Annotated in this window: 4 protein-coding genes and 1 pseudogene; 4 read left to right on the top strand and 1 reads right to left on the bottom strand. The window is 51.1% G+C overall.

Going from position 1 to position 15409, the window contains the following annotated elements:
• Positions 1–214 precede the first annotated feature (214 nt).
• From H2245_RS11355 to H2245_RS12245, 4 genes and pseudogenes are all read left to right on the top strand, one after another.
• On the top strand, positions 215–400 hold the full coding sequence (locus H2245_RS11355; RefSeq protein WP_182407529.1) for a hypothetical protein: 186 nt from the start codon (positions 215–217) through the stop codon (positions 398–400).
• A 194-nt stretch (positions 401–594) separates the two neighbouring features.
• On the top strand, positions 595–9102 hold the full coding sequence (locus H2245_RS11350) for a neuraminidase-like domain-containing protein (RefSeq protein ID WP_182407528.1): 8508 nt from the start codon (positions 595–597) through the stop codon (positions 9100–9102).
• 5 nt (positions 9103–9107) lie between these two features.
• On the top strand, positions 9108–12893 hold the full coding sequence (locus tag H2245_RS11345; protein WP_220464431.1) for a hypothetical protein: 3786 nt from the start codon (positions 9108–9110) through the stop codon (positions 12891–12893).
• 564 nt (positions 12894–13457) lie between these two features.
• Positions 13458–13598: pseudogene (locus H2245_RS12245) on the top strand (type I restriction enzyme endonuclease domain-containing protein); the annotation flags it as partial.
• A gap of 310 nt (positions 13599–13908) precedes the next feature.
• Here the strand turns inward: H2245_RS12245 and H2245_RS11335 are convergent.
• On the bottom strand, positions 13909–15409 hold a 1501-nt coding region (locus tag H2245_RS11335), incomplete at its 5' end, for a Fic family protein (protein ID WP_182407527.1).

Here is a 15409-nt window from a genome sequence, read left to right as displayed (position 1 = left end):
CTAAGCGATAGTGACGAAAACCGATGAACTTTTTCCATCCTGCTATTGAATGCGCTAATCATTAATCTGCTGTTGGTAGATGTAGTGCCTGAAACAGATAGTATAGTGCGTCAAGCACCCACTGAAGCGAATTAATACGCTTACTTCTCCTAAAGATGGTTATAGAAAGGTAATAGGTACGAAAATGATCTAAATCAGATTGTGGAGGCACACAATGAGCCTGAAAAAACGCGATATTAAACTTGATTCGAGCGGTGCGGATGTTAAGCAGCTGCAATTTGAGTTGTCTCTGCTCGACCTAAATATTCCCGACGAAGAAGCTGCCGATAATGATTTTGCAAAGGCACACTTTAAGCCGTACAAAAATTTCAGAAGCAGTTCGGTCTCAAGATTGACTTAATCGTCGGCAGCCTTACGATCAAACAGATACACGCAGAAATGATAAAGCGCGTGTCTACGAACAAGAGCTTGGAACAGCTTATGCAGTTTGTCAAACATTTATTGAAGCAAGTCGAAGCGCTTACCCCTACTAAAGATAGATAGAGAAAGGTAATAGGTACGAAAATGATCTAAATCAGATTGTGGAGAAACACCATGAACTTGCAAGAACGTAATCTAAGTTTCGACCGGCGCGGTGCAGATGTGCGCCTGCTTCAGTTTGAATTAGGTCTACTCGACCTGAACATCTCCGACGAAGAAGTCGCCGCTAATCACTTTGGCGAGGGCACCCGTGAAGCGGTGCTGAAACTTCAGGAGGAATTTGGTCTGGAGGCTGATGGCGTTGTCGATGAAGTCACCGCAGAGCGGATAAATGCGAAGCTGCGCCAGCTCATTCCTATGGATAAGGGCTTGGAGCAACTGGCGCGGTCCGTCAAGCTCACCTTAGAGCAGATCGATGAGCTTACTCCTACGACCGATGACTTGCGTGTCCAGATCAAGCGATTTTCGGAAATTATTAAAGCTTTTTTGCTTGCTTTGGATATGTTTCAAGAATGGGGTGCCTCTAAAGATCAAGTAAAGCAGGTCGAGAAAATGCTTACCGCTAGACAAAAGCAACTGACAAAACTCGCCAGCTCGTTAGACGATGAATTGGAAGAAGCTAAAGAACGCTCCAGCGTAGTCAGCGGTAAAGTTCAGCGTGAAGATAGCTTGCCACTAAAAGGCGTAAAGGTGCGCGCGAGCCACGAAGTCGAACTCGGCTCCATCCATCTGGGCGAAGACATGACCGATGCGCAAGGTCACTATACTATTCGCTACGAGCTACTGCCGGGAGTGGATGGTGTCAATCTCAAGATCTCAGCAATTGGTGACGATGGTGAAACGGTCGTGTCCTCCCAAGTGGTTTCGAATGCCAAGCCTATTGAGACCATCGACCTCGTCGTGCCGATCACCGCTCCTGCCTCGAATCGCCAGACGATCGAGGGCGCCATCCTACTCGAGCACGGACTGCCGGCAGAGAAGCTTAAGTTACGTCTTTACCGCCACGATTTTGGCGGAAAAGCGACCCTTCTAGACGCAACTACGACCGTTGGCGATGGACGCTATGCGTTTTCATACGACGCTGGTGGTCATGCAGCTAGTCTGGAAATCCGCGCAGTCAAGCCCGATGGGGAAGAGGTTCCGCTCTCCCGGTCGCTGAACGAACTGACGGCGGAATCCCGCGTCCGATTGAACCTGCTGGCGCCTGGGAACCTCCAGCCGCTCTCAGCCGAGTACCGCCGACTCTCAGCGGACCTTACGCCGCTCGTCGGGAAAATGGCTGAGCTGGCGTTCGCCAAAGAGGACGCTCAGCAGCAGGACCTGTCTGTCCTCAACCGTGCCACCGGATGGGACGCAAGGTTGATCGCTTTAGCGTCCGCCACCGAGCGATTGGCGGCCGATATCGATGTGCCTGCCGAAGCGCTCTACGGGCTCCTGCGTGCAGGTTTGCCTTTCGACAAGCTGTTGCTTGCTCAGGTCGAACCAGACGTCGCGGAAATGGCGATCAGGAAGGCGCGCGACGCCGGCGTTGTTGAGATTGACGACGCCGGTGTCGCGGTACTCAAAACGAAGTTCACTGCGTTCGCGAACAAGATGCGACTAGCGATGTCGGTACCAGGTTCCCGAACCACCTACGGTGCTCTACTCAAAGCTTCTGGGCTGCCGCAAGACGCACAAGAGAAATTCGCGCCGATCTACCTGAAGCATCGTGGTGATGGCGCCCAACTGTGGGAGGAGGCCCGTAAGGCAGGCCTGGATGGCACACAAGTCCGCAAGCTGCAGTTGCAGGGCAAATTCGCCTTTCTAGCTGGTAACAGCGAAGCGATGACCGTGCGTCTTATGGAGAAGCAGATGGACGATCCTGCTGCACTGATCGAGGAAGGTTTTCACCGTGCGGATGAATGGATCAATGAGATACTTAAACAGGCGAGGATCCCTTTTAGCCGACGAGAGAACTTGACCGACGTAGATAAGAAGAAGCTCGCAGATCTCATCCCCATTGCCTATGGTGCTGAAAAGGTCGAAGACCGTTTGAATGCCTATGCTGAGGACATGGCACGAAAATTGAGGCTGAGCTATCCCACGCAAGTGGTGGAGCGGCTGATGGAAACGGATGACAACTTCAAATCATTCGCCGCAAACCCCGCCACTGTTACGCTCCTGAAGAATGCCTCTGCACACGGGTTCCGTTTGGGCGAAACACCGGTTACTACGTTCTTCAGGGACCATGCCGAGGTTGTCGAGGATATCGATAACGCTGAAGTTCAAATTGCTCAGCTGCAGCAACTGCAGCGCATCTATCAACTCACACCTAGCAATGACGCCATGCCAGTTTTAATGCAATTGGACATCACTTCTGCTTTTGACTTGATGGCATATCCCAAAGAACAGTTCATCTCGCTATTCAAAGCCAAGTATATAGAGATCTATAATACGCCAGCACCAGATGGAGTGCCTGAGCTTATCGCTACCAAGGCGCAGCAAATTAGCAGTGTCACGTATAACTTGTTTGCCATTGCCAAGAAGCTCGACAGCGAGCCGCACGTTGCGGGTATATCCTCATCTCTACAGGTACGCGAGAGCGTGAAGAACGAGTTGATCAAGCACTTCCCAACGATGGAATCGATGTTAGGCTCGATGGACTATTGTGAGTGCGAACACTGCCGATCCGTGTTGAGTCCGGCGGCGTATATGGTGGATTTACTGCAGTTCGTCGATACGGAGCCAGGCGTTTGGGGCAATTTTCTGGCGAATTGGAAGAAAACCCATGGGGATCGGGAATATCCACACAAGAATGCGGCAGGCGATGCGATGAGACCCTACGATGCACTCATCGAGCGTCGACCCGACCTGCCTCACATCGCGCTAAGCTGCGAAAACACGCACACCGCGCTGCCTTACATCGATATCGTCAACGAAATCCTCGAGTACTACGTTGCCAACGGCAAACTGGCGAAGGATGCCGTCCACGATACCGGTGACGCCACCACCGACCAACTACTAGCCGAGCCGCAAAACGTCATTCGCGAGGCCTACGACACGCTCCGTAAGACGCGCTATCCGCTGAATTTGCCGTTTGATCTGTGGCTCGAAACTGTCCGCAAGTTCTGCGACTACTTCGAGACGCCGCTGTGGCAAGTGCTAAAGACGTTCCGCCAGTCAGACGATCTGTTTGGGCCCACTGCCGCCTACGACTGGGCCGCGATCTTCTTCGAATCGCTAGGACTTTCACCGTCAGAAGTCGCTATCTTCACAAGCCCCGCCCCGCTGTCCGAGTGGTTCATGCTCTACGGTTTCGAGACGTCAGCGATGGCGCTGGACGAGGCGGTCGACGCCGAGACCGGCCAGCGAGTCGACCTTAACTCGGCCAAAGCTCTGGCTCGCCGCCTGGACGTGACCTATAAAGAAATTACCGCCATTGTTCAGACAGCGTTTGTAAACCCAGAATTATCCGACCTGGCGCTGCTGTACAAGCTGGGCATGACGATTGCGGATGCACGCGCTTACACGAAAAACAAGGCGCTCTACGACCAGAATCAGGACATCGTCGGCAAGAGACGCGCTGACCTTTCGCCCGCTGATCAGCAGCGCTTTGACGGCCTGACCAAGAAGCTAGCCAATAGTCAATTGACAGGCTGGGATGTCGTGAATGAGGTGGCGGCCGTTGAACACAGGCTAAGCGAGCTGGTGACGACGTTCAACACACCGCTGAATGATCTTCAAGCCGCCATCCAGGCCATCCCTTACGACCGCGTTCTTCTTCTAGTCGACCCAGATACCGGATGCAATTTCGATCAGACCATGCTGCAATACGCAGACGGTACGCAGGCCGATGCAATCATTTTCCTGCGCATCAACCTGTTCGTAAGGCTGTGGCGTAAGCTAGGTTGGAGCATTGAGGAGACCGACCGTGCGCTGAGCACTTTCACTCCAAAGACGGCACCCTACGATAATAACCCGGCCAATCTCGCCAAACAGCCACTCCAGACCGTGCTGATCTACCTGGCACATATGCAGGCCTTCAACCAAGCCGTCCGGGTCGGCAAACAGAACCGCCTAAAGATCCTAACGCTGTGGTCCAATATTCCGACTACCGGAAAACAGTCCCTCTATGCACAATTGTTTCTGACCCGCAGCGCGCGTAAGAGCGCCGAGGTCGAGGTCATGGTCGCCGGCAACCCGCGCCGCCTTTCGGTATTTGACGATCCATTCGGACGCTATCTCGAGCCTAACCAATTGGCTAGACTCGCCGACCAAGTTCGCTACGAGGTTCGTCTGCCAGGTGTCAAGGCAGCTGACCAGATCAACGCGGCAGCCTTTGCTGGCGAGGATCGGATTGGTCTGCGCTACGATGACCTGGGTGAGGTTCAGTACCTTAATTATATCGGCGTGCTGACCGATGCGGAGAAGGACCGGCTTGCTGGTCTGGCTACAGTCGACGCATTGTCGACGCTCCTTAGCTCAGTCCAGGTCAAAGCCGCCGAATTCCGGCTGATCAAGGGCCACATGCTCGTTTTGCAGGGTGCGTTGGGCCTCACTGCTGACGAGATCGGCGCCATTCTAGTAGACGTCGACACCTCTCTGGACGAAGCCATGCTTACTCTGCCCAACGTCTCAACCCTCTACCGCTACGTGCTGCTCGCCAAGGCGCTGAAGCTATCTATGAGCGAACTGATCGCACTCAAACGGCTATCTGGTTTCGATCCGTTCAAGCCGCTTCATACAGACCCACTAACGACGCTCGATCAGGACTATCCTCTCTCCCAGACCTTGGGGTTCGTCAAGGTCGCAGAAGAGGTCAAGGATAGTGGGTTCAACATCGAGGACCTGGAGCATTTGCTGCAGCATCGCTTCAATTCGTTTGACAATTATCGGCAGAATGGCGAAACGATGTCAGCGCTGACCAAAACTCTGGCCGAGGGTATCCGCGCCATTCTCGCCGAACATGCCGTGCCGGCGGACTCAGGCGCTCCGACCGACGACATTTTGCGGCAAAAGCTGGGTTTGGCTCTGCCGTCAGACGTGGCCGAGCGATTTTGGGCCATGCTGAACGGAACGGCAGAATTTACAGTTACAAAACAAGCTGTTACTGAGAATAACCACCTACCGGCGACAAGCTTTGTCGGTGAGCTCGCAATCAGCCAAGTCGCTTACAACGCGATCCGGCAAGAGCAGAAATTGGTATTTCGCGGTGTAATGTTTGATGCGCAGAAGACTGAACTGAAAGATAAGTTTAGTGCAATGCTGACGGCCGGTCAGCGAGCTACGTTTACCGCGCTGCTCGATGCCGCACAGATTGAAGCAAATAAGCAGGCCAGTGAGTTCTTTACTAAACATTTACAAGAACAAACACTCACGGCATCGGCGACCACGGGCTTCTTGAAAGAAGAAGATTTCGACAAACTTTTCGAACCTGTTCCCACTATCAAAGACGACCTGCCGGAAGATCAAAAGCAGATAGCGAGAAAAGATAATAATGAAAAGCTACGGGAAAAGCGCACCCGACTCACGACGACATTTCTGCCTTTTCTGCAACGACGACTGATTCGCCAACTGGTGGTGCAAACGCTGACTGCTTCCACGGGCGCAGATGCATCCCTAGTCGAGTCACTGTTAATGGACAGGACACTGCTAGCCGATCCGACGCAAAACACGCAACCGCTGTTGAATGCTTTCGTTGCGATTGGTAAACCTGGCGTCAGTGCCCGCTTCTACGTCGAGCCGATGCCCCCTCCGGAGTCTGCCGATCCCGCGGCACCAAGCGTACTCCTCGCTGACGCCGACACCAGTCTGAAGGACGGTGCTGGCAATTCGCTCAAGCCGCCTGGCACCAACAGCGCTCGGCTGGAGGGTTGGCTCGAAGTCCCTGCGGCCGGAGTATATCGATTCTTTGCCGAGTTGGATAAGAAAGACGCCGAAGCGGAGTTAAGCTTCGCTCATTTACCCGGCCCCGTGTTCACCGGCAAAGCGACCCAGGACAACGAGGAACTGGGTAAGAAAGAAAAAGAGTACGTAGAATTAAAACCCGGCGTGCCCTATCACTTCACACTTGAGCTTCGCAACCTGGACGGCAGCGACGCGCAACTACGCGTACAGGGTGAAACACTGCCCAAAGATTGGCTGGCGCAGTTGACATTGTATACCGAGTCTGCAGTCCAGCGCAGCGGCCGCGCGCAAGTGCTTTTGACAAAGGCGCTGCAATTGCTTCAGACGCTAGGGCTCAATGAGCGCGAGCTGCGCTATATATCAAGACATGCTGACGACTTCGACGGCGTGTCATTGAGCGCGCTGCCTACCCAGGATAGCGATAACACTGGCGCGCTGACGTTCACGCTTTTCAAGCAATTTTTGCGCCTGGCGGCTTACGCACGATTGAAACGTGATCTCGCCGGCGGCACCGATGACCTGATCGGTATCTTCGAGGCTAACGGGACGGCTGCTCCGGACCGCTTGGACAAGGTAGTCTATTCGTTGATCGGCCAGCTTACACGCCACGACGAAACGACCGTAAAAGTGGTGGCACGGGCATTGGCCGAACAGCCGAGCTTTGCAAGCGAAGAGCCACTGGAGCGGCTGTGGGCCGCGCTTCAAGTGGTCGAGCGCTTCCAGGTACCGGTGGCCTCGCTGCTGGAGTGGACGAGGATCGTCAGCACGAAGGCAAGTCCGACACAGTATCCTGAGATTGCCTCGAATCTCAAGGAAGCCATCAAAGCATGCTTTGAGCAAGAGACCTGGCAGCGTGTTGCCCAGCCGATCTTCGACAAGCTGCGAGCGCGACAGCGTGATGCGCTGGCGTCCTACGTAATGCACCAGCATGGGTTCGACCGCTTAGAGCAGCTGTATGAGTATTTCCTCATCGACCCCGGTATGGAGCCGGTGGTACAAACCTCGCGCATCCGTCTGGCAAACGCCTCATTGCAATTGTTCATCCAGCGCTGCCTGCTTAATCTCGAACCTAAGGTTCAGCCATCGACCATCAATAGCAAGCAATGGGAGTGGATGAATCGCTATCGCGTGTGGGAGGCAAACCGCAAGATATTCCTTTTCCCAGAAAACTGGTTGGAGCCAGAGTTTCGCGACGATAAAACACATTTATTCAGCGAATTTGAGGGCGCGCTATTGCAGGGCGATGTTTCCAGAGAACTCGTCGAGGACGCTTTCCTCAATTACTTGAAAAAGCTAGACGAGCTGGCGAGGCTGGATATCTGCGCTATGCACATTGAGGACAACGTCGATTCGGCGCTGCGTACCCTGCATGTGTTTGGCCGCACGTACAGTCAGCCGCACAAGTACTTTTATCGCCGCTATGCCCACCAGATGTGGTCGCCTTGGGAGCCAGTGAGCACCGAGATTGAGGGCGACCACTTGGCGCCAGTGATCTGGCGTGATCGATTGTATCTATTTTGGATTACCTTCCTGGAGAAGGCTCAGCAACCCGCTGGGAACACGACTATTGACGACACCATGAAACGTATTGTTATTCCAGCGCCTAAGAAAGATGTTGAAGCATACCTGCACTGGAGTGAGTACGTGGAGGGGAAGTGGACAACGCGTGAATCTGGAGGCCTCACATCGCCTAGTGCCGTTGTGGCTAGGGGGCTTAATTGGTTTAATCCTAAGTCCGTCTTCGTACACGTCACAAAGGAGCTGTATGAAGACGGAGAGGAGGGTGGAGTGTTTGTCCATTTACATCACCCGTTTCAACACGCCTTTTACTTGGCAGGACGCAACAGCGCACCCGAGCGCGGTGAGTATACGGATAAGCCAGCCAATCCGTTTAGCAGCGCCAATATCGGTATTGCCAACCGGTATAAGGGCAACGGTCCACTCAAGGTCAGCTTCAAGGAATGGATCACGACCGAGCCCGGCAAGACCCCGCCGTCCGTCAACCCCAATATTCTGAAGAAGGGTAAGAATTACACGCTCCTGCCGTGTAACAATCACCTCACGGCGCTGGGTGTTTCTAAGGACGCGTATCGGGGCGCGACCAATCCGAATGCGGTCGAAGCGGCAATCAGGAATAGTGTGGGCGAGATTGCCACTCTTATGAAACCGGTCTTCTATCAGGACAATCGGCACACGTTCTTCGTTGAACCGAATCTTACTGAGACGACTATCGAGAAGTGGCAAGAATGGGTAACGAGAACACCGAAACCCAATCATGAGTTGAACCCAGACATTGTCATCATTCCGGATATCCCACGGAAGTGGCCGATACCGATGCCCGACGATGACTGGCTTTCAAAAATCCACCACGATTCGCTTATCAACCCTATCCTCGATCGAGACTGGCTGATCAACCCCGTGTCTGCGATCAATCGCGACAAAGTGTTGATAGGCCCGTTCGGTCAAGCTGGGATTGAGATTCGAGACGCTACTGATTCTGCGATCGGCCTTGGACGCGTGAACGTTAATGCGGGGAGCGAATTGGCCAGTGGCAGCAGTATCATGATGAGTGACGCAGAATCCTTCGAGAGATCTGGTCTCCGAGAGATCGGCGGGGGACTGAATATCGTGGGCGCTGCGGGTCTCAATTCAGCGCTAGAAAAGAACTTCACCGACCTAAACCAGTCCAGTTTCGACGCCGGCGTACTCGCTTCGGTCAGAACTAAGAGAGGGTAAACGATATGAACAAAGAACTAATGTTCAAGATGAAGACGTTTCACGGCCATCTCGATACCGAGTTAGTCTACCATCTCCGCCGCGTCATCGAGACACAAGAGACCAAGTACTTTGTCATCCAGGAGCGAGAACTCACGTACCGCTTCTACCTACATCAGCATCCCTACGTGCAGCCGCTCACACAGCGATTGTTGCGCAAAGGCACGACCGGATTGCAGGCTGCGGATACGGAATATGCTCCAGGTGAGATATCTCTACCCTATGGAGTGGATGTCGAGCTGGGCGGCAACGTTAAGGCATCGGTCCCAGGCGCTGCTCGCATTGGTCTTCTGGATAAGGCTACTGCGACCGCCGAGGGCGGCGTCTCCGTGGAACTCGAGAAGGGTAATGATCTGAAACTTAGCGGCCTTGCTATTGCGAGAGTTGAGGGTGGCACAGCCCTTACACTTGTCGAACACGTCCAGCCGACGCCCTATCCTCGGGGCACGCTCACGCTTACGGGCGCCAGGCAGGCGGCGGTGTCTATCGATACGCCGATCCAACTCGTCAATGCTACCCAGATCGCACTGCTCGACGGCACTGTGGCGAGCATTCCGGCAGGTACCATGGTGGTTCTCGCGGCGGGCACTGAAATCGGCATCCCTGGCGCGATCAACGTCAATGTTCTGCGCAGGCGCATGCGACCCGTCAGTGACCTGTATGCGGATTTCTTTGAAGCCAGCTATGATCCGGAGTCCAAGCACGTGCACAGGCCCTATCCGACTAAGGATCTCGACTTCTCGTCTGCCGGTGCTTACTCCGTCTACAATTGGGAGCTCTTCTTCCATGTGCCGATTACCATCGCCATTCACCTGAGCAAGAACCAGCGCTTTGCCGATGCGCAGCGCTGGTTCCATTTTCTTTTCGACCCTACCGACGACAGCGATGGTCCAACTCCTGAACGTTTCTGGAAAGTGCGTCCGTTTCAGTATACTGATGTCGAGAAGATCGAGGAAATCTTAGTTAACCTCGCCACAGGCGCCGATGCGCCGCTGCGTAATGAGACTATCCAAAGCATCGAAGCATGGAAAAACGCGCCGTTCCGTCCGCACGTAATCGCCCGCTATCGGCAGCAGGCGTATATGTACAAGACTATCATGGCCTACCTAGATAACCTGATTGCCTGGGGCGATTCGCTATTTCGACAGGACACCGGCGAAGCTATTGACGAAGCATTGATGCTCTACGTGCTGGCTGCAAATATATTGGGGCCTAAGCCCCTGCCTGTGCCCAAAAAGGGAACGGTACGGCGACAGACTTATGACAATTTGCGTAACGATCTGAAGCAGTTCGGCTCCGTCATGCGAGACATGGAACCCGAACTACCATTCGACCTGATGCCGTTCCCAGCGTCTGATTCGGGCGACAACCCAAGGCTGGCTACCCTTCGAAGCCTGGGCAAGGCGCTCTATTTCTGCGTACCACGCAACGACAAGCTACTCGGCTACTGGGATACAGTGGGCGATCGCCTGTTTAAGATCCGCAATAGCTTGAACATGCAGGGTACTTTCCGCCAACTTGCCCTGTTCGAGCCGCCTATTGATCCAGCAATGCTGGCGAGAGCGACTGCGGCAGGCCTGGATGTAGGTGCTATCGTGAACGGCCTCAACCAGCCGTTACCGCTGGTTCGCTTCCAGCTATTGGTGCAGAAAGCATCCGAAATTGTTCAGGAAGTTAAATCTTTGGGCAATCAATTACTCTCAGCGATGGAGAAAGAAGACGGTGAGGCTATGACCTTGCTACGTGCTAAACATGAGCGTGTGATCATGGATATGGTTGAACATGTGCGCTATGGCCAGCTACAGGAGGCCATCAAGTCCAGAGAAGGCTTACTTGAATCACTAGCGCTCGCGGTGCAGCGTTACAGTTACTACGAACAGCAACTGGGCAAGAAGGTTGATGAGATAGAGCAAGCGATTCCTGATCTTGAAGAGCTAGATACAGATAGCTTAAGCAAAATGAAGTTTGCGATGCAGGAGCCAGAGATAGGTCTGCGCGAGATTAAGATAGATATTGCCACGGATGTGCTCTCCCAAGTTGCTCAGTTTCTTAACGGTGGAAAAATTCTTAGTTCGCATGAAGTGCGGGAACTATTACTTCTAGAAGAAGCACAAATATACAGCGATATTGCTAGCATTACAAACATAGCTAGTTCTGTTGCAGCCATTGTTCCGCAGTTTGAAATAAGTGCCCAACCTTTGGGTTTTGGGGGTGCTACTACTTTCGGTGGGCAGAATGTTGCTTCGGCATTTGCTGCATATGCAAATGCCGAGAGAGGAATCGCCGAACGATTAAACTTTGAGGCAAGAAGAGCAAGTCGAATAGACTCATACGCCCGCCGAGAACAAGACTGGGCCTTCCAGAGTAACCTTGCAGCTGGAGAAATAAGTCAAATATTTAAACAACTCCGCGGCGCACAAATTCGCGAAGCCATCGCCGAACTTGAATTGAAAAATCACCGCCAGCAGATGAAGCACGCTGAGGAGATCGAGTATTTCCTAAATGCGGAAGGTACTGCAAGAAATGCTAAGGAAACTAACAAAGCACTGTATGCATGGATGAAGCGTGAGGTAAAGGGATTGTACGCACAGTGTTTCCAATTTGCTTTTGACATTGCTAAGAAAGCGGAGCGTGCCTTGCAGCACGAGCTTGGCAATCCCGAGTTGAGTTATCTTAAATTCGGTTATCTGGCCGGTAAGGAAGGGCTTTTAGCTGGCGAAAAACTCTATCTGGATGTCAAGCGCATGGAGATGGCTTACTACGAGCTAAACCAGCGTGAATACGAGTTGACCAAGCACGTCAGCCTGCTCCAGGTGAGCCCACTGGCGCTTATCCAGTTGCGCACTACCGGCCGCTGCACTTTAAAGCTCTCTGAGTCACTCTTCGACATGGATGGCCCAGGTCATTACTTCCGGCGCATCAAGACCGTATCGTTGAGCGTCCCCTGCGTGACCGGCCCTTACGCCAGCGTCAACTGCACACTGACGTTGCTTAAAAGCAGCATCCGCAAGACACAAATTTTGCGAGATGGCATCTATGCTCGTGAAGACGCTGAGGACGACCGTTTCAGCGATAATTTCGGTAGCCTCCAATCTATTGTTACCAGCTCTGCTCAAAACGACAGCGGGCTATTTGAGACCAACCTTCGTGACGAACGCTATCTGCCGTTTGAGAATTCGGGTGCTATTAGCGAATGGCAACTGCAACTACCAGCGGATCCAAGTAAAGAAGACCCAGCACAGTTTGACTATCAAACAATTAGCGATGTTATCTTGCACATTCGCTATACGGCTCGAGAGGGAGGTGAACTGCTGCGCAGCGGAGCAATTGGATATATAAAAGAGCGCATCAGCGAAGCTCAAGCTGCTGGTTCTGTACGCTTGTTCTCCGTGCGTCATGAGTTCCCAACTGAATGGGCCAAGTTTCAGAGCCAAACAGACCCTGCCGAACTGGTACTCAACCTACGCGCAGAACATTACCCGTTCTGGAGTCAAGGTCGGCTAAAAAATGTGACGCGGGTCGATATTCTGGCCAAGAGTACAGAGGAGAAAATTCCCAATAGTCTTAATGTGTCAGACAACAACGGTAATAAAGATTCACTCAGTAAGGATCTCTCCTTTGGTAATCTGCTCGTCGGCAAACTCACTAAGATAGGACTGCCCAAGACACCTGAGGGAGAGCTAGAGCTATTTTTTGAAACAAGTGCAATGTCAGACTTGTGGATTGCAGTAGCGTGGAGTGATTTGGAATAACATGCAGTTAATAGGTCCTTTTGCTTTAGGTAATTGTTTATGGTGGCTAATCCGCAGTTCATACAGGACAAGTATGAGCGGGTAGCTAGGCGGTGAACTATGTTATAGGCTGTTTACCGCCACCTTGAAACTGACATAGTTGTGTTAAATAATGCCAGTAAATACTTTGATACAAAAGCTATGTGTATTGATTTGTAGATAGGATTTGTGCATTTTATAGCCTAGGCAATTATACGAATTTTTTTAGCGTTTTTTAAAATATTAAAACTGGATTATGGTCATCTTTAAATTCAAAAGAGACTGCAATCCCATAGAAAATATCTTGAAAGGTTCTAATCAGATAGCCTGACAGTAAAATATGTATTGGATTTAATTATATGTTTCAAACAACTAAGTTAATATAAAATTTGTCGATAATATTTATTTATGTTGTTTCTCTTTATTATTGATACTTATACTAAATGAGATATGATCCAGAGAAATCAACTATTCAAACCAATACTCAAGCTAAAACAGACTAATGTAGTAAAACCACTTTAATTAGTCCATAAATACAACTTTACCTATCCTGAGGACAAGCTGCTAGAGCTGTCCAAAGCCGTCAAACAAGTGATTGATGATAAAGCCAAGTACACCGACTGGAACAAGCCTGAGAATATCAAGGCTGAGCTTCAATTCGACCTAATGATGTTACTCGATGAGTGAGGCTATCCGCCCATTGATCGTGGCGAGGTGTATAAAGAAGTATTTGAGCAGGTAGAGAATTTTAAGAAGCATCGGGTGGCTTGATGCTTAGGTATGGTGCGTTTATGTCATTTGCTTAAATAGGTCGGTTAGTGCCATAGTTGTTCACTGAACGTTCTGGACAGTTATACTGAACAAACCTCTAAAAACGCACTTGAACACTAGGTGAAACATGAACATATCGGTAACGAAAGCGGCAAAAGAATGGGGGGTATCGACAACCACGATCTATCATTAGTTCATAACAGATAACCATGCATAAAGCAGGGTGTCATCTATCCAAATCACCAGCAGCATCTTTAAAAGTCTCCAAAACGACAGTAAATATATCATCCCAAGTCTCATCATTTGCCAAAAACGGATAATCCTTAACGAGCTTATTACTCTTAGCGCCTTTATTTTGTAGCATACTGCGAATGATCCTATCGGCATAGCTGTTGGGCATCTCAATAATTTCTTTGATTGCCCGACGTGCATGGTCATGTTGTCTTAAGTACTGTGACTCTTGGTGCATCCCTTTTTCAATGACATGAGCAATCAGTGCTGATAAGTACTGAACGTGAGGCGTTAAGTCCATAAAGCGCCATGCCGGTTGAATAAGGTGACTGCTTGTGAAGTTCAAGTTAGAGCGAATACCATCAGGGTAAGTAACGGCCTGTTTGTCAAAGTCATAGTGGTCACGGATCTGCTTCATGAGTGGTACGGACACACTGTCTAAAATCTTGTCATAGGTATAACGGTCTGAGGGGTGCTCCGCAATGGCTTGCGATATGGGTAGGATAATAGGCTCATGAATCACCTGATCTCGTCTGAGCACATCATTAATCAAAAAGCGATGCACTCGACCATTGCCATCCGCTAGTGGGTGAATATACACAAAAGCAAAGGAGGCAACGGCACTACGGATCAGCGCTGATTGTCCCTCGGTCTTTTTCATAAATGCCTGTAACCCTTCTAACTTATTAGCAATGTCATCGGCAGGTGGGGCGATATAGTGCACAATCTCTTTAAAGCCATTGACCTGAGTATGCGACACAAAAACGGGGGATTGACGGATGCCATACTGCTGAATGACCGTTTTACTCCCCAATATCTCTTGTTGTAATTCTGCCAGCGATTCAGGATCAAGCGGAATATCCCCCTTGCCGGTACGCCGGGCCATTACATCAGCAAAACGTTCAATACGTTTTAACTCTTTTCCTTCCCCTTCTATAGTAAAGCTGGCTTTACTCTCTCGTAGGGTCATCCATACCGATGCTCGCATCAGTAAGTCTTGCCCAAACTCATCGTTCAGCTTGTCAACTATCGTGGCAATATCGAGTGCTGCTGCGTGCGTAAACGACTCTGTTTTCACCAGTTGAGGACAGAAATGACGGGTTCCTGCTAGATTGTCATTGATACGCCAGCGAGCGTTCTTAATAACCTGCGTAGGGCTTGAGGTAACCAGCTTTTTAGTATCTAAAGCATCGACATAATTACCGCCCAAATTGCTCGGTACTGCTAACTGCTGATCCATGAGCCATTCATACAAGAAAGCCATTCTACGGGCATAGCTGCCTGTCGGCTCATGGTTGACCCATGCTTGTACCTCATTAGCGCCTATCTGCTCAAACAGACGGACCAGTAATTCTAAATTCAGTACTTCATGACGCATGTGAAACTGTAGGTGGGCAATAACAGTATCCTGTGGACGTGCCGTTTCCTGATAAGCATTATGGATGACGTCACCGTCTTTATAGGTTTGCCGACGTCCAGCGATACTACTGCTGACA

The sequence above is a fragment of the Psychrobacter sp. GP33 genome, assembly GCF_014119005.1.
Taxonomy (GTDB): Bacteria; Pseudomonadota; Gammaproteobacteria; order Pseudomonadales; family Moraxellaceae; genus Psychrobacter.
This window is presented reverse-complemented; position numbering and strand designations above follow the sequence as displayed.

Coding starts and splice junctions, on each gene's coding strand:
- H2245_RS11355 (WP_182407529.1), top strand. CDS start 215: ATGAGCCTGAAAAAACGCGATATTAAACTTGATTCGAGCGGTGCGGAT.
- H2245_RS11350 (WP_182407528.1), top strand. CDS start 595: ATGAACTTGCAAGAACGTAATCTAAGTTTCGACCGGCGCGGTGCAGAT.
- H2245_RS11345 (WP_220464431.1), top strand. CDS start 9,108: ATGAACAAAGAACTAATGTTCAAGATGAAGACGTTTCACGGCCATCTC.